The sequence below is a fragment of the Enterococcus sp. DIV1444a genome, assembly GCF_051712125.1.
In the GTDB taxonomy this organism is placed as follows: Bacteria; Bacillota; Bacilli; order Lactobacillales; family Enterococcaceae; genus Enterococcus; species Enterococcus faecalis.
The window spans coordinates 2,798,372-2,821,852 of the sequence record NZ_JBIOOG010000001.1 but is presented as its reverse complement, the minus strand read 5'-3'; the positions used below and the strand labels follow the sequence as shown (position 1 = coordinate 2,821,852).

Sequence of the window (23,481 nt, the reverse complement as noted above, 5' to 3'; positions counted from 1 at the left end):
ACAGTGACCTCCTATATGTTTAAATTTTGGTTATCTAAAAAATGTGGATAACTTAAAAGAATGAGCATAGTCGATTTTAGCATTTTTTTTAAACTTTTTCCACAAGCAATTGTTCAATGTGGAAAAAAAGTACACAAGGGTGAAAAAAGTTTTCCACAGGGTGTCGACACTTGCGGAAGAGAATGGTAACTGAACAAGTTATCCACAAAAAGCTGAGAATAATTAACCTTGATATAATCATCTTTCAAGAACTTATCAACAGCTAAAAAAACGCCTGTGTAAAACTTTTTAACAGGCTGTTTTTTTGTGTAAAACTAGTGGAAAAATGGTCGTGAACAGAAAAAAATGTGGAAAACTATCCACAAGCTACTCACAGGAAAATTTAATTTGTGGATAATTGAAACGAATCTTTCTCAGGAAATATTTCTTAAATTTTATTGACAAAAGACCCTATTACTCGTTATACTATCAAAGTATGTCTATATATTGATGGATAGTTACAATTTCAGGAGGTGTAATTGCATGAAAAGAACGTATCAACCAAACAAACGTAAACGCCAAAAAGTTCACGGATTCCGTAAACGTATGAGCACTAAAAATGGCCGTCGCGTATTAGCAAGCCGTCGTCGTAAAGGTAGAAAAGTTATTTCTGCTTAATGATGGTCTGGTCTTTTAAACAGTCAATTTCTAAGAACCCTTAGTTATCTCCATAATTTTTTGGAAGATGTGAAGATAACTAAGGGTTCTTTTTCTATTTTCAATAAAAGAAAGCAGGATTCTATAGAAAAGGCTACTAAAAAAGAGCGGAAATATGCTATTATTATTAAGAAGTAAAAAAATATAGAAACAAAGGGATGCCGATGAAAAAGTCCTACCGTGTCAAGAAAGAAAAAGAATTTCAACAGGTGTTTAATAAAAAACAATCTTGTGCAAATCGTCGTTTCGTTGTGTACGTTTTAGAGAAACCACAACAAGCCCATTTTCGAGTGGGAATTTCTGTTGGGAAGAAAATTGGAAACGCGGTCACAAGAAATGCTGTGAAGCGGAAAATCCGCGCGAGTTTATTTCAATTAAAAGACCGTATCTCTCCAGAAATTGATTTTATCGTGATTGCACGTCCAGGATTGGATAAGTTATCGTCTGAAGAAGTGAAAGCTAATTTAATCCATGTGTTAAATTTAGCTAAAATATTAGATGTAAGAGAGGGAATTGAGTAGTGAAGAAGTATAAGCGCTTATTATTAATGGCTGGGTTAGTGACCTTAGTCTTTGTTTTATCCGCCTGCGGAACCGCGCCCGTAAGTGAAAGTAGTACAGGAATTTGGGATCGATACATTGTTTATTATTTTGCCCAAGCGATTAAGTTCCTATCATTAGGCGGCAGTGTCGGAATTGGGATTATCCTATTTACGTTAGTCATCCGGATTATTTTATTGCCGTTGATGCATTTTCAAACGAAGAGTATGCGTAAAACACAAGAGTTGCAACCGCAATTAAAGGCCTTGCAACAAAAATATTCTTCAAAAGATCCTGAAACACAACGCTTATTCCGAGAAGAACAGCAACGTTTGTATGCAGAAAATAATGTGAATCCTTACATTGGCTGTTTACCACTGTTGGTTCAACTACCAATCATGATGGCTTTGTATCAAGCCATTTCGCGCGTGCCTGAATTAAAAGAGGGAACGTTCATGTGGTTAAGCCTCGATAAGCCGGATCCGTATTTAATTTTACCAATTTTAGCAGCTGTCTTTACGTTTGCTAGTACGTATCTTTCAAGTATGAGCCAACTAGAAACAAATGCCTCACTAAAAATTATGAATTACGTTATGCCAGCGATGATCTTCTTTATGGGGATTTCATTGGCCAGCAGTTTATCTCTTTACTGGGTGGTCTCAAATGCCTTCCAAACAGGGCAAACATTGTTATTGAATAATCCATTCAAAATCCGTAAAGAGCGGGAGGAAGCAGCACGTCAAGCCAAAGCACGGGAGCGAGCGCTTGAACGAGCAAAAAGTCCTAAGAAAAAAGGGAAGAAAAAATAAAGGAGGTCGTTCAGATGCCGATTTATGAAGGAAATACAATCGAAGAAGCAACGCAGAAAGGCTTACAAGCACTTGGTTTAACCAAAGAGGATGTTACAATTGATGTGTTAGACGAAGGAAAAAAAGGATTTTTAGGTCTAGGAAAAAAACTTGCCCAAATTTCAATGGAACCAACGATTAGTGAGCAAGTCACAGAAGCGGTCGAAGAAACAGTGGAAGATATTGTTGTTGCCGATGAAGCAACAGCAGTGGAAGAAGCAGTTGAGGAATTAACCGAAACAATTCCTAGTCTCTCAGAGGAACCAACACATTCTTTAGAAAATCTGGAAGACGAAGCTGCTATTACTGAATTAGCGATGTATTTAACGAATATTTCAAATGAACTGAACGCTCCTGCCATGGTTCGCATAGCGCGCGAGAACGGCAATATTATCTTCCATTTAGAAACAGAAAAACAAGGTATCTTAATTGGAAAACACGGAAAAGTTTTAAATGCGTTACAATATTTAGCGCAAGTCTTTATTCACCGCATTGCAAGCAATAAGCTATCGATTGTTGTGAATGTCGGAAATTATCGCGAAAAACGTCATGAAATTTTGGAACGTTTAGCGAAACGCACTGCGGAAAAAGCCAAGCGCACTGGGCGACCAGTCTTCTTGGAACCAATGCCGGCTTTTGAAAGAAAACAAATCCATCACACGCTAAGCAAAGATGAACAAATCAAAACCCATTCTGAAGGGGATGAACCTTATCGTTATTTAGTGGTTGAACCAGTTAAGAAGTATTTTTAAACAGAGGTCGGGACGGAACCGTTTAGCTCCGAGAAATAAGAAGGAATTTCCGAAAATTGCTTTTTAATTTTTGGAGAATTTCGGCTTATTTCCGAAGGAGTTGGTTCTGTTCCCGCCGTTTATCAGGTTTTGAGCCTGGGACAAAAATCACTTGGGATTTTTGTCCCAGGCTCTTTCCAAGTTAAATGATTTTTTTAGCCGTTTCCGTTTCTTTTTTGTGTTATGATAATCAGTAATTACTCCAATAGTAAGTTCAAATGAAAAAGTTTTGTAAAGAGACGTAGGGGGAGCAACAGGTATGCGTACGGAGAAAATACTGGTTGTAGATGATGATGCAACGGTTCGTCGCTTGATTTGGAAAGCATTACAATCAACAGGTATTCTTATTTACCAAAGTGAATCAATTGAAAAAACAAAAGATATCGTGTCCAGAGTCACCTTTGATTTGTTCATTTTAGATGATACTTTGGAACATGACAGTGATGGTTACTACTTAGTCCAAATGATTAGAGAGAAATATCCACTGGTGCCAATTATCTTTTTTAGTAGCAAAAAAGAAGAAGAGGATATCATTGCAGCCTTGGAAATGGGCGTAGATAGTTATATAACGAAACCTTTTTCTTTGAATGTTTTTAAGGCTCAGGTGATTGCTTCGTTGAATCGGGCTCGAATGATTAAAAAACAATTGAATGTTTATAAAAAAGAAGAGTTACAAGTAGGCGATTTCCGTTTTGATTATGGTCGTTATCAACTATTTAAAAAGGATTTACCTATTCCATTGTCTTCGAAAGAAGTTCAATTAATTCAATTTTTTCTGGAGAATCCCGAGCAAGTATTCTCTAAAGAACAAATTTACAGTAGCGTTTGGGGCACCGGAGATGTCGATGCGAATACGATTATGGTTTTTATTAATCGTTTACGAAGTAAATTAGAAGAAAAACCGAAAGAACCTTGTTACCTTCGGACCGTTTGGGGCATTGGTTATACCTTTACGCCAAATGGTTGTGAACAAAAAAAATGAAAAAAGGCCCGCAGTCGCTAGTTCAACTGCGGGCCTTATTGGCTTATTCAATTTGCCGACGTTCCATTTCTTTCAAAATAAATTGAAGCGAACGATTTAGATGTTCATGGGTTAAAAGTGTAATCTGGTCAATATTCTTTGTTTTCATTCCGCGAAAAATTAACCAATGTTCTTCCAGTGCAATACTGCGACGTTCTGAGGCACGAATCGCAATATCTCTGAAATAGATTAAGTAAGCATGGAGATCAGTCACAATTTTTTTTAAACGTAGCATCTGACTCTTAGTATAAATAAAGGAATTAAAATCTGAAAAGTTCTGTAGTAAGTCATCTACTTGGTCGTTTTTATTGTATTGCTCACCTTGATGAAGTAAGGCTTCCAGTTCATCAAAATCTTCTGGTGTCATGAGTTCCATAGCTTTAATGGTTGCTAAAGTGTCCAAAGATTTACGAATATCATAGATTTCATAAGCATCTTTCATACTAATCCCTTTGACCACGATACCCACCATAGGTATATGTTCCACCAATTGTTCTTTGACCAATTCTTGCAAAGCAAAGCGAATGGGCGTCCGACTAATGTTTAATTGCTCGGAAAATTCTTTTTCGTTAATCCGTTCACCCGCAGGAATATCCCCTAAAATAATGGTTTTTTTAAAGGCTTCATAGGTACAGATTTTTAGAGGTTTACTGCTGGTTAAATCTAAGTTCCGTTTTACTGCTTCAACCGTTGGATTCATATGAGGCACCTCCCTATAGGTTATTTTTATAGATAATAAATATAATATTAAAAAAGAAAATATAACGCAAGAAAAGACTAAATGAAAAGAAAACCGAGGAGAAAAGGCACTCCTACGGTTTCAATGATAACGTTTAATTTTGTGGAATAAATAGAGGCATGTGCCCTAACGCAACAATGGTTACAATAAAGATAACGAAAATTCCTAAAGCGTATTTTGCTGATTCTTTTTGCCATTGCCCCATATCTAAGCCAGTTAAACGTAATAACAAGTAGATAAATGCTACTAATGGACTTAATAAGTGGAATGCTTGTCCCATTAAAGAAGCTAAAGCCATAGACATGTTATCAAATCCATAAGAACGGCCAGCTTCTGCAAGAACTGGCATCACACCAAAATAGAAGCCATCATTTGAAATAAAGAAGGTTCCTGGCGCCGAAATGAACGCAATCACTAAGCCCCAAGCGCCGGCTAATTGTTTTGGAATAATATTGACAAAGCTATTTGCTAAGGCATTGGCCATACCAGATCCTTGGAATAAGCCCATGAAGACGCCGGCTGCAAAGACCAAGATAACCACCTGTACAGCATCGCCAGCGTTCGCACTGATGCGACTGCTTTGATCTTTTAATTTTGGATAGTTAATCATTAAAGCAATACAAGTACCGACTAGGAATAGTAATAGCGGTGGCATTTCAATCCATGAAGGCAAACCTAATTGACCCACGAAGGAGCTTAGGACTAACCAACCAATTAAGATAATCGTTAAAATGCCATTGAAAGCAAAATTCTTTGGACGACGAATTTCTAATAACTCAGGATCGTTAACAATAGTCATTTCTTCTAATTCTTTATCGGTAAGAGCTGTCACACCTAAGCGGGCACGTTCTTTTTTCCCCATGCGATAAGCAACAAAGAAGATAACATATAATACAGATAAAATCATACCAGGTGCTAAATAAGAAAGGATGTCGGCGTCCACTTCTAGTACAGCCATAGCACGAGCTGTTGGGCCACCCCAAGGTAATAAGTTCATAATGGTGTTCTGTAAAATAACAAGCACACCTAAGTTCATCATTTTCATATTAAGTTTTTTATAGATCGGGATAAATGCAGAACAGCAAATTAATGTCGTCGTTGTTCCATCGCCGTTTAAGGAAACAGCAGCAGCAACTACCGCAGTAGCCATCAAGACTTTCATCGGATCGCCTTTGGCAAAGTAAATCATTTTTTTGGTGATTGGATCAAACAAACCAGCATCTAACATAATAGAGAAGTAAAGAATGGCAAATAATAACATAATACCAGTTTTTGAAGTAGTTGAGATCCCATCTAAGACGAAATTCCCAATGTTGACTTCAGGGACAACGCCGTCAGCGCCAGGTGGCGGACTCGCTACCCCAGTTGCAATTGCAATCAAAGTAAAAATAAGAGGAATAATTACTAAAGATGTAAACGGTGACAATTTCTTTTTCATGATTACATACATAAAGATGATAATCATACCATAAGCTAAAATAGTGAGTAACATGTTTTTCTTCCTTTCTTTTTTAGAACTTTATTGTAAGCGTTAACAACCGGTGTTAATAAAAAAGAATAGCCATGAGAAATGTTTCACAGTATTCTGGTTTACAACAAAAAATATTTTTTGTGTTTGTCTATAGTGTGAGAATATACAAACTTTCGCAGAGAATAAAGAGCCTAAAACAAAAAGAACATCAAAAAAACAATTCAACAATCAATTTCTTATTAATAACTTAATATAATATTAATAGAATCTTAACGGCTGATAAATGCTTATATACCAATGTTTATAGAGTTTTTTTCACAAAATAAACAATAAAAGAACAATCTGGGCTGGTGTTTTCACTAGGTTTTTTAACTGTTTTTTCTATAATGGACGTATACCAAGAATTAGTGAAAGGAGAGACAATATGGGCCTATTTAAGTCCTTATTCAAGAAAGAGCAACACACGCAGGATACCGAGATTAATGAAAGCGTTATCCAACGTGAAGCGGATAACTTGGAAAAGCGATGGATAGATATACCAGCATATATTCCTGCTGAGCCAAAAGAATATCAATTGGTAAGTATTGTGGCCACTGCCATCGCAGCAGGAGAGTTTCCGGAAAGTCGTTTTGTCATCAAAAAAATCGCAAAACGAAATCCAGAAGCAAAAGAAGTTGCCATTATTGCAGCAAGTATAGCTGCAGAGCTTTCAGAAGAGTCTCAGCTAGTTGTCAAAAGAATTTCAAAACAAAACCTTGAGGAGGATCATTATGTTACGCAAATTTAAAATTTCAATTGATGGGAAAGAATATTTAGTCGAGATGGAAGAAATCGGTGGAGTCCCACAACCAGCGCCTGTTGCGCCCCAACCAACAGCCCCAGTTGCTACGGCAGAAACGCCAGCTCCTGCTGTTGAAGAAGCCCCAGCGCCAGCGGCACAGACAGCCGCCCCAGCAGGAGCAGATGCAATGCCAGCGCCAATGCCAGGAACTGTGTTAAAAGTATTAGTCAATGTTGGTGATACGGTGTCAGAAAACCAACCATTGTTAATTTTAGAAGCAATGAAGATGGAAAACGAAATCGTTGCAGGAAAAGCAGGTACGGTAACAGGAATTCATGTTACACAAGGCCAAATTGTGAATCCAGGAGAACCATTAATAACAATTAATTAGAATTAATTTAAGAAGAGGAAGTGATTTGTGTGGAGACACTGATTCAAGGTGTTATAGGAATGGGCCAAGAGCCAGGACGCATTGTGATGATGCTGATTGGTGGACTATTAATGTATTTAGGAATAAAAAAAGAGTATGAACCAACACTTTTAGTGCCAATGGGTTTAGGAACGATTTTAGTGAACTTTCCTAATTCTGGCGTATTGAGCGCTGGCGGCGAACCAGGTCCGTTTAATGTTCTTTTTGATTTTGGAATAAAAACAGAATTATTCCCGTTATTATTATTTATTGGGATTGGGGCAATGATTGATTTCGGTCCATTATTACAAAATCCGTTTATGTTGATGTTTGGTGCCGCTGCACAGTTTGGGATTTTCTTTACAGTTATTATGGCTGTTTTATTAGGTTTTGATTTAAACGATGCTGCTTCAATTGGGATTATTGGTGCCGCCGATGGTCCAACGTCCATTTTCGTAGCAAATACCTTACATTCAAAATACATGGGGGCCATAATGGTTGCCGCATACTCCTACATGGCGTTAGTTCCGATTATTCAACCAGTAGCGATTAAAGCAGTGACGACGAAAGCCGAACGTCGTATCCGTATGACTTATCGGGCTGGGGAAGTTTCTCAAACAGCGAAAATTCTTTTCCCAGTTGTTATTACGATTGTCGCTGGTTTAATCGCGCCTGTGTCCTTACCATTAGTTGGTTTCTTAATGTTTGGGAACTTATTAAGAGAATGTGGCGTTTTGGATCGCTTATCCATTACAGCTCAAAATGAATTGGTGAATATTATTAGTATCTTGCTAGGACTATCTATTTCCGTTAGCATGAACTATGCAGAGTTTTTAAAAGTCGATACGTTGATGGTTATTGGCTTAGGGTTAGTCGCCTTTATTATGGACTCAGTCGGCGGCGTGCTTTTTGCTAAATTCTTGAATTTATTTAGAAAAGAAAAAATCAATCCAATGATTGGTGCTGCGGGTATTTCCGCTTTCCCAATGTCTAGTCGGGTCATTCAAAAAATGGCTACGGATGAAGACCCACAAAACTTTATTTTAATGCATGCTGCTGGTGCCAACGTTTCAGGACAAATCGCTTCTGTAATTGCTGGTGGCTTACTATTAGCCTTTTTAACATAGGACGGAAAGGAGAACGAATACATGTCTGTTAACATGGAAGATTTAAAAATTGCTTTTGAACTGTTAGGTTTTGGTTGGGGCGGCGTTTTCGTTGTTTTATTTATCATTTATCTAGCATCTAAATTACTATCAAAATTATTCCCGATTAAAAAATAAAGGAGGTTATTGCTGTGAGCAGCGTATATACAATGAAAAGAATCTGGTTGCAAAAAGATAAAAAAGCTTATCAAGCTTGGCGCGAATTAATGGAAAAAGCCGCATTGCAAACGACAGAAGCACTTGATTACACCGTTGGCATATATGATGACACAGCATTAATCGCCTCTGGCTCGCTTTCAGGCAAAACGATTAAGTGCGTGGCCGTTTGTAAAAAATATCAATCTGAAAATTTGTTAACCCAATTGGTGGTTCATCTACTTGAAAAACTGAGAGAAGAAAACCAATTACACAGTTTTTTGTATACAAAACCAAAAAATGAACAAATTTTTCAGTCGCTAGGCTTTCAAAAAGTGGTTGCGAACCAAGAGGTGCTGTTTATGGAGCAAGGCAAACCAGATTTTGCCGATTATCTTGGTTACCTGACACAGCATAAAAAAGCAGGGCCAGCCAGTAGCATTGTTATGAATGCAAATCCTTTTACGAAAGGCCATCAGTACTTAGTCGAAAAAGCAGCCAAAGAAAGTCCGCACGTTTATGTGTTTGTTTTATCTGAAGATAAATCGCTGTTTTCAAAAGAAGCACGTTTCGCAATGGTGCAAAAAGGGGTAGCCCATTTACCCAATGTGACAGTCCTATCTACAGAAGATTACTTAGTTTCGTCTGCGACTTTTCCTACCTATTTTTTGAAAGAAAAAGCGCCATTAGAGGTAGCTGCAATTCAAGCAACGCTTGATGCAACGTTATTTAAAGAAAGGATTGCGCCAATACTTGAAATTCAGCAACGTTATGTGGGAGAAGAGCCTTATTCAGAAGTGACCGATGTCTACAATCAAGCAATGCAACAAGTTTTCGGACAAACGATAACGCTAACCATTGTCCCGCGATTAGCGATTGATGGAGAGCTGATTAGTGCGACGAAAGTTCGCAAAGCGATGGCTGAAGGCGACAAAGAGACACTCAAGAAGTTTTTACCAGCAACAAGTTATCAATACTTAGTAGAACACAAGAAACTAATGAGGTGAAGAAAGTGAAGATTATCAAAAATGCTACTGCAGGAACAGTAGAATCAAGTGATATTATGATTACCGTCCAACCCCTTGAAGCAACAGAAAATACCATTGAATTAGAAAGTAGTGTCGAAAAACAATTTGGCAATCAAATTCGTCAGGTGATTACGACAACTTTAGAACATTTAGATGTTCAAGGCGTTGCGGTTAAGGCGATTGATAAAGGGGCGTTAGATTGTACGATCAAAGCGCGGATGATTACAGTTTTACATCGAGGCGCTGAAAAAGAAACGTATGATTGGAAGGAGTTAGACTCATGGAACGTTTAAGAAGAACAATGATGTTTGTCCCTGGAGCGAACGCAGCAATGCTAAGAGATGCACCTTTGTATGGGGCAGATTCAATTATGTTTGATTTAGAAGATGCGGTTTCATTAAAAGAAAAAGACTCTGCCCGTGTTTTAGTCCATTCTGCTTTGAAAACTTTCGATTATGGCAATATTGAAATTGTTGTTCGGATCAATGCTTTAGATGCCGGTGGCGCAGAAGATATTGAAGCGATGGTCTTAGCTGGTGTCGATGTGATTCGTTTACCAAAAACAGAAACAGCCCAAGATATCATTGATGTCGAGGCAGTCATTACAGAAGTAGAACAGCAAAATGACATTCCCGTAGGAACAACGAAAATGATGGCTGCTATTGAATCGGCCGAAGGTGTTCTAAATGCACCCGCGATTGCCAAAAGTTCAACTCGCTTGATTGGCATCGCGTTAGGCGCAGAAGACTATGTTACCAATATGAAAACACGGCGCCATCCAGATGGCCAAGAACTATTCTTTGCTCGTAGCATGATTTTACATGCCGCTCGAGCAGCTGGGATTGCAGCTATTGATACGGTCTATTCAGATGTAGACAATACGGAAGGCTTTGAAGCCGAAGTTCGTTTGATTAAACAGCTAGGTTTCGATGGGAAATCGGTGATTAATCCTCGTCAAATCCCATTAGTTAATACTATTTATGCGCCAACAGAAAAAGAAATCCAGAATGCTAAGGAAGTAATCTGGGGCATTCGGGAAGCCGAAGCAAAAGGGTCAGGCGTTATTTCTGTAAATGGAAAAATGGTTGATAAACCAATTGTTGAACGAGCTGAACGGGTCATTGCGTTAGCATTGGCGGCTAAATTAATTACCGAGGAGGAAATATAGACATGGTAGTAAATAAAGTAGGCAAAGACATTCCTCAATCTTATGCAGAGCAATACGGCATTTATGAAGGAGAATTAGCACACATTGATGCTTATCAAGAAGCGAGCCGAGCAATTAAACCAGTGAAACCTCGGGAGACAAAGCTTTTAGGAAGCATTCGTGAAGCAATTGAAAAAACAGGTTTGAAAGATGGCATGACCATCTCTTTCCATCACCATTTCCGTGAAGGAGACTATGTGATGAATTTAGTTTTAGCCGAAATTGCCGCAATGGGGTTGAAAAATATTTCGATTGCACCTAGTTCAATTGCAAATGTTCATGAACCTTTGATTGAACACATTAAAAATGGAGTAGTCACCAACATTACTTCTTCTGGTTTGAGAGATAAAGTGGGGGCCGCTATTTCCTCAGGTATCATGGAAAACCCTGTGGTGATTCGTTCACATGGTGGCCGAGCACGGGCAGTAGCAGCAGGCGATATCCATATTGATGTGGCCTTCTTAGGTGCGCCAAGTTCAGACGCTTATGGAAATGCGAATGGCACCAAAGGAAAAGCCACCTGTGGTTCTCTTGGTTATGCGATGGTCGATGCAAAGTATGCGGATCAAGTAGTCATCATTACTGACACATTAGTGCCATATCCTAATACTCCTATTAGTATTCCGCAAACAGATGTTGATTATGTAGTAGAAATTGATGCAATTGGTGATCCAGATGGAATTGCCAAAGGCGCAACACGTTTTACAAAAAATCCTAAAGAATTGCTGATTGCTGAATATGCCGCAAAAATAATTACACATTCTCCTTACTACAAAGAAGGCTTCTCATTTCAGACTGGAACAGGTGGCTCTTCACTTGCAGTTACACGGTTCATGAGAGAACAAATGATTAAAGATGGTATTAAAGCAAGTTTCGCTTTAGGGGGAATTACGAATGCAATGGTGGAACTTTTGGAAGAAGGTTTAGTAGAAAAAATTATTGACGTCCAAGACTTTGACCACCCATCAGCTATTTCTTTAGGCGAAAATGCGAATCATTATGAAATTGATGCCAATATGTATGCCTCACCGCTTAGCAAAGGGGCGGTTATTAATCAATTAGACACAGCTATTTTATCTGCTTTAGAAGTGGACACAGATTTTAATGTAAATGTCATTACTGGTTCAGATGGTGTCATTCGTGGTGCTTCTGGCGGACACTCCGATACAAGTATGGCTTGTAAAATGAGTCTAGTGATTGCGCCACTTGTTCGTGGACGGATCCCAACAATCGTTGAGCAAGTAAATACAGTCGTTACACCAGGTACGAGTGTCGATGTCGTGGTAACAGAAGTCGGCATTGCAATCAATCCAAAAAGAACAGACTTAATTGATTGTTTTAAAGCTTTAGACGTTCCTCAGTTTACATTAGAAGAGTTGAAAGACAAAGCCTACAATATTGTCGGCACCCCAGAACCAATTAAATATGGAGACAAAGTCGTTGCGTTAATTGAATACCGAGATGGTAGTCTAATTGATGTGGTACGCAATGTTTAACGGGGAAAAAGTAACACTTTTAGAGATGTTGGATGCTCGCGAACAAAGAGTTGCCACACAGAAGGAATTGTTAGAAACTGCTCCAGAAGCCAGTCTCTTATCTGCCACAATGAATATCCCTGGAGAAGTAAAAAATTCGCCTACCTTAACAGCTGTTTTTTTAGAAGTAATTGAAGAAGTCGAGCAACAATTGCTGGATCAAGTGCCGATTGTTAATTTTTACCGGAATGAAAAAACAGGGCCTGAATATTATTTGGCGGTTTCATTAGCCCCACAAGAATTAAAACAAAGAATGGTCAAAATTGAAGAAACACATCCTTATGGTCGTTTAGTGGACCTAGATGTTTTATGGGGAAATGAGGAACTAAAAAGCCTTCATCGAGGAGATTTAGGCTTGCCACTACGGCGCTGTTTTATTTGCCAAGAAGAGGCGAAAGTCTGTGGACGAAATCGACGTCACAGTCTTGAAGTAATGCAAGAAAAAATAACAGAAATAATTTTGACACGAAAGGAGCAGCCAAGTGAGTAAAAAAATTCGTTTTACAGAAACGGTGTTACGCGATGGACAACAAAGTTTAATTGCAACACGGATGCCAACCTCAGATATGCTGCCGATTATTAAAACAATGGACGAGGCAGGATTTCATGCATTAGAAATGTGGGGCGGAGCAACGTTTGATTCCTGTGTCCGCTATTTAAACGAGGACCCGTGGGAACGTCTTCGCCAAATTCGCAAAGAAGTTAAAAATACTAAACTTCAAATGTTATTACGAGGACAAAATTTACTAGGATATCGTCATTACGCCGATGATGTGGTGCGGGCCTTTGTCGAAAAATCAGTTGAAAATGGGATTGATATTATTCGTATTTTCGATGCCTTGAATGATGTCCGTAATTTACAAACAGCGATTCAAACCACAAAAGAAGCTGGCGGACACTGTCAAGCAGCAATCTCTTATACCACGAGTGAAATTCATACCATCGATTACTTTGTAAAATTAGCCAAAGAATTAAGTCAAACAGGAGCGGATTCCATTTGTATTAAGGACATGGCAGGCGTTTTAACGCCACAAACTGGTTTTGAATTAGTGAGCAAAATGAAAGATGCCATTGATTTACCTTTAGAGGTGCATACGCATGCGACTAGTGGTATTTCTGAGATGACCTATTTAAAAGTTGCTGAAGCAGGTGCGGATATCATCGATACAGCTATTTCTTCTTTCGCTGGCGGTACGAGTCAACCAGCTACAGAATCTGTGGCCATTGCGTTAGAAGATTTAGGCTTTGAAACAGGTTTAAATATGGAAAAAGTAACAGAGATTGCTGACTATTTCAATCCGATTCGTGATCGCTTTAGAAGTGAAGGCATTTTAAACCCTAAAGTTAAAGATACAGAACCGAAAACCTTGATTTATCAAGTGCCTGGTGGTATGTTATCAAACTTATTAAGTCAATTAACGGAGCAAGGTTTACAAGACAAATATGAAGAAGTTTTAGCTGAAGTACCTAAAGTAAGAGCAGATTTAGGGTATCCGCCACTAGTTACGCCGCTTTCACAAATGGTCGGAACACAAGCCTTAATGAATGTGATTTCTGGGGAAAGATACTCCTTAATACCGAATGAAATCAAAGATTATGTGCGCGGAGAATACGGCAAATCACCAGCACCTATCGCAGAAGAGATTAAACAAAAAATCATTGGGGATGAAGAAGTAATCACTTGTCGACCAGCGGATTTATTGAAACCAGAGTTGCATAGTTTAGAAAATGAAATCCAACAATATGCAAAATCTGAAGAGGATGTCCTATTATACGCGATGTTCCCACAACAAGGAAAAGACTTTTTAGGCCGTCGCGAAGATCCTTTTTACGACGTACCGTTACAGAAAGTGACAGTCAAACTTGACTTGCCAGAATAGCACGGGCAAGTGCTCCGCAGATGCATAAAGAAGCAAGGGTTTGAGCGACGATAACGGTTGTTCAAACCCTTGCTTCATCAAATAGAAAAACAGGCAGCCCGTGAAAGGAAGTGACAATGTGTTAGAAGAAGTTCTAGCAATTCATCAAAAAAATATTGGCGTGCTAAGTCTTGAAGCAACAGAAGCGGTATTAAACCATCATGATTTAGCCAAAATGTATACACCTGGTGTCGCAGAATTGAGTTTAATGATTGCCCAAAATCATGAATTAGCGCGCGAGTGGACCATTAGTGGTAAGTTAATTGCGGTTATTACAGATGGATCAGCTGTTCTGGGTCTCGGCAATATGGGCACGCAAGCGGGCTTGCCAATTGTTGAAGGCAAAGCTTTACTTTATAAAAATTTAGCTGGTGTCGATGCTATTCCTTTAGCACTGGAACAAAAATCAGTTGACGAGATGGTTCAAACAATTGAAAATTTACAAAATAGTTTTGCAGGAATCCATTTAGAAGATATTTCTGCACCAAAATGTTTTGAAATTGAAGAAAAACTTCAACAACGTTTGAACATTCCTGTGTATCATGATGACCAAGAAGGCACAGCCATTGTCGTTTTAGCTGGACTAATCAACGCAGCTAAAATTAAAGGAAAACCTTTAAATGAATTACGTGTGGTGATTAACGGAGTTGGTGCTTCTGGTGTAGCGACCGCTAAGTTATGTATTCAAGCGGGGATTACGCATCTCACCTTAGTAGATCGCCAAGGTGTTTTAAGAGAAGAAGACCCGACATTGAATCCTTACCAACGTGCTTTGCTTCGACAGGTAATAAAACCATCAGTAGAAAACAAAGATTTAGCTACCGCTGTCGTCAATCAGGATGTTTTTTTAGGCTTATCAGAAGCGGATGTGCTAACGCCAGCCCTGATTAAATCAATGAACCAAGACCCAATTATCTTTGCTTTAGCAAATCCTAAACCAGAAATTGAACCAGCCCTCGCCCAAGCCAATGGCGTCCGTTTATTAGCAACTGGTTCTTCCAAATATCCGAATCAAGTGAACAACATTTTAGCTTTTCCAGGTCTTTTTAAAGGGTTATTGGCAGCGAAAGGCAGAAAAGTCGATGTCGGTTTGCAAATGACAGTAGCACGAAGCTTGGCCGCTATGATTTCAGAACCCACAGCAGAAAAATTCATACCTAATGTATTTGATGGCGGCGTAGTTGACACGGTTTTTAATGCTGTACTAGACTATATAAAACAAGAGAAGGCCACAGCAGAAGAAGGGACGTAAAAGGCAATGACAAAGCAAGCAAGGAGTAAATTAGCACAGCAAGCACAATTGGCACTACTCTACGAAGTGACCTGTTTAAATAAACCAGGCTTGGTGGATCCAGTTGATGCAGGCGCCCATCAAGATATGGATGTTTTCACTTTTTTAGAAAGTAGTGTAGTTTTGACTCCTTATTTTGAAACCTTCGTTCAAGCTGGGACAGAGCTACGTCATTTGCCGATTGAGGCAACCTTTCGCGAGATTCGGCAAGTGGGGTTAGAAGCAGAACGAGCGATGTTTGAGGCAACAGAAGGTATCAATACACATAAAGGAGCGATTTTTTCTCTAGGTATTTTTTTAGCTATCTGTGGTCGTCTAATGATTTGGGAGACCCCTTGCTCCTTACAATTGTTTCAACAAACGCTTCAAACAATGACGCAAGACTTACTGGCCGATTTTGAAAATCTCGCTACGAATGAGCTAGAAAAACTAACTTGGGGTGAACGATTATTTGTTCAGTATGGCTTGACTGGAATCCGTGGTGAGGCGCAACAAGGGTATCCTGCTGTCTTTGAACAGGGGGTGCCTTATTATCAAAAACATCAAGGAACACAACAACAAAAACTCATTGATACGCTCCTTTATTTATCGCTCTATGTTGAGGATACGAATTTGATTAAACGAAGTCAAAGTGTCCAAATTTTTGAAATATATCAACCGTTAATCCAGGAATATTTTGCTTTAGGGGGGACACAAACGTTACGGGGAACTCTTTGCTTAGAAAGATTGAATCACTTATTCAAAGAAAAAAATTGGAGTATTGGTGGCAGTGCAGATGCTTTAATTTTGGTGGTGTTTTTAGATAAACTAATGAAATTAAATTGGCTGACTGCTTAATTAAAAAGATAGTTACAACGCTGACTTGGTCAGTTATTTTGACCTTATATGCCTATGGAAAGGTCTCAAGAGAATTCAAGAAAGCGATTGACAAATACCACGAAACACAGTATATTTTATTACGAAATCATTCTTATCAGAGTATACAAATACGATGATAAACAGTTGAAGCGAATCTTGATTTGCTTTTCCTAAACCTGATTCTTTTAGAATCAGGTTTTTGTTTGTCTAAAAGGCGGCATTCGTTCAAAAACGGCTGTCGCCTTATTTTATGAAATTTTTTTAATATAAAAATTTCATAAAATAAAATCTTAAAAATAGAAAAAATGTTATAGATTAGAGTCATTTTTTTGATGTAAAGTTTTTATGACTTACAGCCATAAAATTGATAAAAACAGTCAAAGAAGTAGAAAAAATAATAGTGGAATTACTCAAAAAAATAAAAAAATTTTCCGTTATTTAATTATCGATTTATCAAACGATAAGTTATAATAAAATAATTTATTTATCTTTAATGATTGGGGAGAAACGTATAAACTTCCTCATTTTACTCTCATTGTATAATAACTCACTAATGAATTAGTGAGTTTTTTAACATATCCATGATGTTTGTTATCAAATGAATTTTTATATAAAAATTCACAGCATTATATTTTGAAAAGCTGAGGAAATGTACTAAACTGCAGGTGTTAAATCCATTTAAATCGCTAAAGGGGGAGATGAACAACTAGGGGAAGCTAATTATCTTGGTATTTATCGTTTATTTTAAAGAAAAGAGGGACGATCAGATGAAAAAGAAAATTGTTGAGGATTTTAATCGGAAAAGTCAGCATAAAAAATGGACAAAACGCAAGATGCTTAATTTAGCAATATCAAGTGGTTTATTATTTACGTCATTAGCAATCCCTGTAAGTATAGCTGTTACCTCTGGCACAATCAGTGCATCAGCAGCGGTCTTGGATATCGAACTATTATCAAATGTTACGTCAAATAATGACAGTGGCACTTCAACGAGCAATCGTTGGACAGCCGCAAACCAAAATCAACCAGTTAATTTCACTGTTTCTGGTGGCGCTTTAGCAGATGCTTCCGCTGTGTTTAGTGGACAAAAACAAGCGGTGTTAGTGGTTCCTCCTGAGTTAAGAGGAGATGTAGCTGCAGCAGGCAGCGCAGCAATCAATACCAACGTTACGATTGATCTTTCAAAAGTTACTTTTTTGACTGCCGTTTTGAATGCAGCCAATGATTTAACCAATGTCATTACTCAAATTACCAGTGGAGCGTTAGGGAATTTAACTGGTGTTGATATTGATTTGACGGAAGTGAATCGTCAGTTGGAATTAGTTAATAACATTGAAAACTTAGGTGCTGCTTCATTTACAGCTCCGGAAACGTTAGCCGCTGACGGCTCATACATTAGCGCACCAATTAGTGATGGTTTAGGGTTAGTTTTAGCCCAAAATGTTTCAAACATCTTGCAAGATTTGAATGCAGCAGTTCAAGCTTTGGAGGCAAAAGGAACCAGTATCCCAAGTAATCTTGTCGCCGCAGCCATAAATGCAGCCTTGCTTCCTGTCAAAGGCACGGTAAACGTGGCTGTTTCAGGTGCTTTGCCTTTATTAGCGGTTGGTGGTTCAGGCGTAAATGAGTTAGTGGATGCTTCTTTACTAGGCGCAACCACGGTTACTTTACCAACTACCGTTTCAACACCTCAAAATTTATCCAATAATTTAGATGCTCGTTTTGTAGGAACAGTCGTTCAAACAGACCTTTTAGACGTTAATTTATTAGCAACAGCAGATGGTGTGTCCAACATTTATTTTGCTGCAGGTACTACTAGTGAAGTAACTGCACCAACAATCACAGGAGTAACAGGCAATTCAACGGCAGGTTACGAGATCAAAGGAACTGCTGACGCCAACGCCACGGTTGAAATTCGAAATGCAGGAGGCACCGTGATAGGCACAGGCACCGCCGATGGGACAGGGGCATTTACAGTCACCATTCCCGCAGGTGAAGCAGGCGCCAATGAAACATTAACCGCCGTAGCGAAAAACGCCAGCGGTACAGAAAGTACGCCAACAACGTTCCAAACGCCAGCGGATGAAGCAACCGTAACCGCACCAACAATCACAGGAGTGACAGGTAATTCAACGGCAGGTTACGAAGTTAAAGGAACTGCTGACGCCAATGCCACGGTTGAAATTCGAAATGCAGGAGGCACCGTGATAGGCACAGGGACCGCCGATGGAACAGGAGCATTTACAGTCACTATTCCTGCAGGAGAAGCAGGTGCTAATGAAACGTTAACCGCCGTAGCGAAAAACGCTAGCGGCACAGAAAGTACGCCAACAACGTTCCAAACGCCAGCGGATCCTAATACACCCGTGGCAACGCCAATTGTTGAGACTGTAACAGGTAGCACAACAAAAGGCTATGAAGTCACAGGGACTGCTGAAGTTGGAACCACCATTGAGGTTCGCGATGCAGCGGGCACGGTTCTTGGTACTGCAACAACTGGAACTGACGGAAAATATACAGTAACTTTAGATCCAGGAAAAGCAACAGCAAATCAAACGCTGAGCGTGGTAGCGAAAAACGCTAGTGGCACGGAAAGTCAACCAGCAACGGCGACAACACCAGCTGATGTCACTGCACCAACAGTTGATAACATCACAGGCAACTCTGGTTCGGGTTATGAAATTACAGGAACAGCAGACCCTAATACAACAATCGAAGTTCGTGATCCAGCTGGGGCAGTCATTGGTACAGGTACCTCTGATGCGAATGGTGATTTTACTGTAACGCTACCAACGGGAACGACAAATCCTGGGGATACGTTAACAGTAATTGGAAAGGATAACGCGGGAAATGAAAGTCAACCGACCGAAGTACTTGTTCCTGCTGATGCCACGGTGACAGCACCAACTGTAACAGGAGTAACAGGTAATTCAGTTGCTGGCTATCAAGTGACAGGCACTGCTGATCCGAATGCTACCATCGAAATTCGTGATGCAGATGGGAACGTGATTGCAACAGGGACTGCCGATGGGACTGGTTCCTTTGCCGTGAACCTTCCAGCTGGGACGGCAAGTGCGAATGAAACATTGACAGCGTTAGCCAAAGATCCTGCTGGCAATCCAAGTACACCGACAACCTTCCAAACACCAGCAGATGAAGTAGTGGCACCGCCAAGTGTTGACAAAGTTACCGGGAATACAACACAAGGTTATCAAGTGACAGGTACCGCTGAACTTGGCACTACCATTGAGGTTCGTGCAACAGATGGAACAGTTTTAGGCACCACAACAACTGGACCGACTGGCCAATATACTGTGACGTTAGCTTCAGGAAAAGCAACAGCTAAACAAGCAGTGAATGTGGTTGCTAAAAATGATACTGGACTTGAGAGCCAACCGACTACAGCTATGACACCAGCTGATGTTACCACACCAACAATTGGTGACATTACTGGAGATTCAACAACTGGTTATGAAATCACTGGGACGGCGGACCCTAATACTACCATTGAGGTACGGAACCCAGACGGAACAATTATTGGCACAACGACAACGGATGATCAGGGAAACTTTACTGTAGACATTCCAGCGGGAGCCGCTAATCCTGGTGATACATTAACTGTTGTTGGAAAAGACGGTGACGGCAATGAAAGTCAACCAACGGAAGTGACGGTTCCTGAAGATGCAACCGTGGCAGCGCCAACTGTGACGACTGTTACAGGAACAACTGCTACTGGGTATCAAGTAACCGGTACGGCAGAGCCAAATGTCACCATTGAGATTCACAATGAAGCAGGTTTAGTTATTGCTACGGGAATGACTGATGGTGCTGGCGCCTTTACAATCACTCTTCCGACGGGCACAGCAACAGCCAATGAAGCTTTAACTGCCGTTGCGAAAGATGCTACTGGGAAAGAAAGTAATCCGACTGCATTCAAAACACCTGCTGATCCAGATGCACCAGTCGCGACACCTACTGTTGACAAAATCACTGGTAGCACGACAAAAGGCTATCAAGTAGTAGGAACAGCAGAAGTTGGTACAACAGTTGAGGTGCGTGACGCAGATGGCACAGTCCTTGGCATGACAACGACTGGAATTGATGGCAAATATACAGTGACTTTAGAGCCAGGAAAGGCCTCAGCTAACGAAACAGTAACTGTCGTAGCGAAAAATGCAACAGGGACAGAAAGCCAGCCGGCTACAGCAACTACACCAGCCGACTTAGCCACACCAACCATTGACTCAATTACCGGAAATTCTGGTAAAGGGTACGAAATCACTGGCACGGCGGATTCACAAACCACCATTGAGGTTCGTGATGCAGATGGCACAATCATTGGTGCTACAACTGCAAATGAAACCGGCCAATATACGGTGACTCTACCAGCTGGCGTAGTGACACCAGGAGAAACGATTACGATTATTAGCAAAGATGGCGCTGGCAATGAAAGTCAGCCAGCTACAAAAGTTATTCCAGCGGATGTTGTTTTAGCGGCGCCAACCATTACGAAGGTTGAAGGGAACAAAGCTAATGGCTATACGGTCACTGGAACTGCTGATCCAAATGTCACGGTTCAATTTTATAATAGCAGTGAACAATTGTTGGCAAGTGGCAACACAACTGCTGGAGGTACCTTCTCCGTTCATATTGCAGCAGGGTTAGCAACAGAAAAAGAAACGTTAACCGCACTAACCACAGATACACAAGGAAATGTGAGTCCTAAAACCACATTTATGACACCAGCCGATATTACGGGAGAACCAGAAATTAAAATTGTGGCACCAACTGTTTCTTCAGTTTTAGGAACGTCTAAAGCCGGCTACCTCATCAAAGGAACAGCTGAACCAAACCGAATCATTCAAATTAGTAACCGACTATTAAGAAGTGTGATTGCTGTAGGTGCCACCGATGCTGAAGGTAACTTCGCTATCCAATTAACAGCGGGCCAAGCGACTGCTCAACAAAGTTTACTTGCGACAGCTACAGATGGCGCAGGACATTACAGTACGGCTACAACCTTCATGACGCCAGCTGACCCAACAAATCCTGGAGGAGGCAATGGTAACACTGGCGGAAATAACGGCAATACAGGCGGCAACACAGGAAACAATGGCGCAACTGGCGGGAATAATGGGAATGGTTCAAACACAGGTTCAAATCCAAATGGGGGTTCTGGTTTAGGCACAACAGGTTCTGGCTTAGGTTCACTAGGCAATGGCCTCGGTACAAATGGTAGTGGCTACAACCCGAAACTAAGTACCATTAGTTATGGCACTGGAAATCACGGGAAAACAGGCTACTTACCTAGTACAGGTGAAAAAGAGTCCTCAGCCGTGACAACGAGTTTGTTTGGTGCCTTTGTCGCATTCCTTGCGAGCATGGGAATCATCAAACGCAAACGTAAAAACTAGCTCTCTCCTTTAATTCCTATAGATGAGAAAACGTATTGTTGAGAATTCCCCACTCAATGATACGTTTTCTTGTTCCATTTAATGAAGAAAAATTGCCAAATAGAATAAAATGTGCTATTCTATTTTCAGAAAATCGAAGGAACAAGCAGTGAAAGTGCTAAATCCAACCTGAATTTTTTAATGCAGGAGGAGTGGGCGCTTTTTTTGTTGTTATGAAGAAAGGAAGCTAATTATGCAATCAGCTACAATGGAATTTGATACAATTGCGGCGATTTCTACGCCGCCAGGTGAAGGTGCGATTAGTATTGTTCGTTTAAGTGGCGAGCAAGCAGTTGCTATTGCAAACAAAGTTTATCGGTCAGGCACTAAAGATTTAGCTAAAGTCCCCACGCACACGATTCATTATGGTCATATTGTTGATCCGCAAAACGATCAATTGATTGATGAAGTCATGCTTTCTGTGATGCGGGCGCCGAAAACATTTACACGAGAAGACGTGGTAGAAATTAACTGTCATGGCGGCATTGTCGTGGTGAACCAATTACTGCAATTACTGTTACGTGAAGGCGCACGAATGGCCGAACCTGGTGAATTTACAAAACGTGCTTTTCTAAATGGCCGAATGGATCTTTCACAAGCAGAAGCAGTGATGGACTTAATCCGTGCCAAAACGGATAAAGCGATGAATGTTGCATTGAACCAATTGGATGGCAACTTGTCGACGTTAATTCGTTCATTAAGACAAGAAATTTTGAACACTTTAGCTCAAGTAGAAGTAAATATTGATTATCCAGAATATGATGACGTCGAAGAATTAACCACGAAACTACTTTTAGAAAAAGCCGAATTTGTGAAAGCACAGATTCAACAATTATTAACGACCGCTAAACAAGGAAAAATTTTGCGAGAAGGCCTAAGTACAGCAATTATTGGCCGACCAAATGTCGGGAAATCCAGTTTGTTAAACTATCTGTTACGAGAAGAAAAAGCCATCGTTACAGATATTGCTGGGACAACACGTGATGTCATTGAAGAATACGTTAACGTTCGCGGCGTTCCTTTAAAATTAATTGATACAGCGGGGATTCGCGAAACAGAAGACATTGTTGAACGAATTGGTGTCGAACGTAGCCGCAAAGCGTTAGCAGATTCAGATTTAATTTTGTTAGTCTTAAATCAAAGCGAAGAATTGACAGAGGAAGATCGGCAACTGTTGGAAGCAACGAAAGGCTTAAAACGCGTCATTCTTTTAAATAAAATGGACTTGCCGACAAAACTAGATCCTAACGAATTACAAGAATTAGTCCCTGCAGAAGAAATTTTATCCGTTTCAGTGTTATCAAACACAGGCTTAGACCAGTTAGAAGCGAAAATTGCTGATCTTTTCTTTGGCGGCCAAACAGGCGAAAAAGATGCTACCTATATTTCTAATACACGTCATATTGCTTTGCTGGATCAAGCAGCGCTTTCGTTACAAGAAGTGATTAACGGCATCGAAGCAGGTATGCCAGTTGATTTAGTTCAAATTGATATGACCCGTTGTTGGGATTATTTAGGTGAAATCGTCGGCGATAGTGTCCAAGATGAATTAATTACACAGTTATTTAGTCAATTTTGTTTAGGAAAATAAGAC

At 40.0% G+C, this 23,481-nt stretch carries 21 protein-coding genes; 19 read left to right on the top strand and 2 right to left on the bottom strand.

Annotated elements, in window-relative coordinates; translation table 11 throughout:
* Nucleotides 1–522 precede the first annotated feature (522 nt).
* The 5 genes from rpmH (at nt 523) to IGI87_RS13495 (ending at nt 3,856) form a co-directional block, all read left to right on the top strand.
* Entirely contained in the window at nt 523–657 is a 135-nt protein-coding gene (gene rpmH, locus IGI87_RS13515; RefSeq protein WP_002356012.1) for a 50S ribosomal protein L34, read from the top strand.
* A 203-nt stretch (nt 658–860) separates the two neighbouring features.
* Nucleotides 861–1,217: a ribonuclease P protein component gene (gene rnpA, locus IGI87_RS13510; protein ID WP_438737371.1), complete on the top strand. Its 357-nt coding sequence runs from the start codon at nt 861–863 to the stop codon at nt 1,215–1,217.
* On the top strand, nt 1,217–2,044 hold the full coding sequence (locus IGI87_RS13505) for a YidC/Oxa1 family membrane protein insertase (protein ID WP_002378672.1): 828 nt from the start codon (nt 1,217–1,219) through the stop codon (nt 2,042–2,044). Before rnpA ends, IGI87_RS13505 begins: the two co-directional genes overlap by 1 nt.
* A gap of 14 nt (nt 2,045–2,058) precedes the next feature.
* A complete protein-coding gene (gene jag / locus IGI87_RS13500) occupies nt 2,059–2,835 on the top strand; it encodes an RNA-binding cell elongation regulator Jag/EloR (protein WP_113795127.1) in 777 nt (258 codons plus the stop codon).
* Between the two features lie 298 nt (nt 2,836–3,133).
* Nucleotides 3,134–3,856, top strand: coding sequence for a response regulator transcription factor (locus tag IGI87_RS13495; RefSeq protein WP_438737369.1), 723 nt, complete (start codon nt 3,134–3,136; stop codon nt 3,854–3,856).
* Nucleotides 3,857–3,899: 43 nt separating this feature from the next.
* On the opposite strand, the gene IGI87_RS13490 is transcribed toward IGI87_RS13495, so the two are convergent.
* On the bottom strand, nt 3,900–4,595 hold the full coding sequence (locus tag IGI87_RS13490; protein ID WP_104853899.1) for a GntR family transcriptional regulator: 696 nt from the start codon (nt 4,593–4,595) through the stop codon (nt 3,900–3,902).
* A gap of 133 nt (nt 4,596–4,728) precedes the next feature.
* Complete coding sequence (locus IGI87_RS13485; protein ID WP_104853898.1) at nt 4,729–6,126, bottom strand: CitMHS family transporter; 1,398 nt, start codon at nt 6,124–6,126, stop codon at nt 4,729–4,731.
* Between the two features lie 403 nt (nt 6,127–6,529).
* Between IGI87_RS13485 and IGI87_RS13480 the strand changes: the two genes are divergently transcribed.
* From IGI87_RS13480 to mnmE, 14 genes are all read left to right on the top strand, one after another.
* Nucleotides 6,530–6,892, top strand: coding sequence for a hypothetical protein (locus tag IGI87_RS13480; protein WP_002356004.1), 363 nt, complete (start codon nt 6,530–6,532; stop codon nt 6,890–6,892).
* Nucleotides 6,876–7,277, top strand: a complete 402-nt coding sequence (locus tag IGI87_RS13475; protein WP_113795129.1) for an acetyl-CoA carboxylase biotin carboxyl carrier protein subunit — start codon at nt 6,876–6,878, stop codon at nt 7,275–7,277. The genes IGI87_RS13480 and IGI87_RS13475 overlap by 17 nt, the downstream gene beginning before the upstream one ends.
* 29 nt (nt 7,278–7,306) lie before the next feature.
* Nucleotides 7,307–8,422 (top strand): sodium ion-translocating decarboxylase subunit beta, encoded by a 1,116-nt coding sequence (locus tag IGI87_RS13470; protein ID WP_002383526.1) that lies wholly within the window; start codon nt 7,307–7,309, stop codon nt 8,420–8,422.
* Nucleotides 8,423–8,443: 21 nt separating this feature from the next.
* Nucleotides 8,444–8,578 carry an OadG-related small transporter subunit gene (locus tag IGI87_RS13465; RefSeq protein ID WP_104853896.1) on the top strand — a complete coding sequence of 45 codons (135 nt, stop codon included), beginning with the start codon at nt 8,444–8,446 and terminating at the stop codon, nt 8,576–8,578.
* Between the two features lie 32 nt (nt 8,579–8,610).
* Nucleotides 8,611–9,603, top strand: coding sequence for a [citrate (pro-3S)-lyase] ligase (gene citC / locus IGI87_RS13460; RefSeq protein WP_071646868.1), 993 nt, complete (start codon nt 8,611–8,613; stop codon nt 9,601–9,603).
* 5 nt (nt 9,604–9,608) lie between these two features.
* Nucleotides 9,609–9,917, top strand: a complete 309-nt coding sequence (citD, locus tag IGI87_RS13455) for a citrate lyase acyl carrier protein (RefSeq protein ID WP_438737366.1) — start codon at nt 9,609–9,611, stop codon at nt 9,915–9,917.
* On the top strand, nt 9,905–10,792 hold the full coding sequence (citE, locus tag IGI87_RS13450) for a citrate (pro-3S)-lyase subunit beta (RefSeq protein ID WP_002355998.1): 888 nt from the start codon (nt 9,905–9,907) through the stop codon (nt 10,790–10,792). Before citD ends, citE begins: the two co-directional genes overlap by 13 nt.
* A 2-nt stretch (nt 10,793–10,794) precedes the next feature.
* A complete protein-coding gene (gene citF / locus IGI87_RS13445) occupies nt 10,795–12,327 on the top strand; it encodes a citrate lyase subunit alpha (protein ID WP_438737364.1) in 1,533 nt (510 codons plus the stop codon).
* Nucleotides 12,320–12,856, top strand: coding sequence for a citrate lyase holo-[acyl-carrier protein] synthase (gene citX, locus IGI87_RS13440; protein WP_438737361.1), 537 nt, complete (start codon nt 12,320–12,322; stop codon nt 12,854–12,856). Before citF ends, citX begins: the two co-directional genes overlap by 8 nt.
* Nucleotides 12,849–14,246: an oxaloacetate decarboxylase subunit alpha gene (locus IGI87_RS13435; protein ID WP_002359205.1), complete on the top strand. Its 1,398-nt coding sequence runs from the start codon at nt 12,849–12,851 to the stop codon at nt 14,244–14,246. Before citX ends, IGI87_RS13435 begins: the two co-directional genes overlap by 8 nt.
* A gap of 118 nt (nt 14,247–14,364) precedes the next feature.
* On the top strand, nt 14,365–15,537 hold the full coding sequence (locus IGI87_RS13430) for an NAD(P)-dependent malic enzyme (protein WP_002363552.1): 1,173 nt from the start codon (nt 14,365–14,367) through the stop codon (nt 15,535–15,537).
* Between the two features lie 6 nt (nt 15,538–15,543).
* Nucleotides 15,544–16,413, top strand: coding sequence for a triphosphoribosyl-dephospho-CoA synthase CitG (citG, locus tag IGI87_RS13425; RefSeq protein WP_438737359.1), 870 nt, complete (start codon nt 15,544–15,546; stop codon nt 16,411–16,413).
* A 740-nt stretch (nt 16,414–17,153) separates the two neighbouring features.
* Nucleotides 17,154–21,848 (top strand): Ig-like domain-containing protein, encoded by a 4,695-nt coding sequence (locus IGI87_RS13420; protein WP_438737444.1) that lies wholly within the window; start codon nt 17,154–17,156, stop codon nt 21,846–21,848.
* Nucleotides 21,849–22,080: 232 nt separating this feature from the next.
* Nucleotides 22,081–23,478, top strand: a complete 1,398-nt coding sequence (mnmE, locus tag IGI87_RS13415) for a tRNA uridine-5-carboxymethylaminomethyl(34) synthesis GTPase MnmE (RefSeq protein WP_438737357.1) — start codon at nt 22,081–22,083, stop codon at nt 23,476–23,478.
* Nucleotides 23,479–23,481 lie beyond the last annotated feature (3 nt).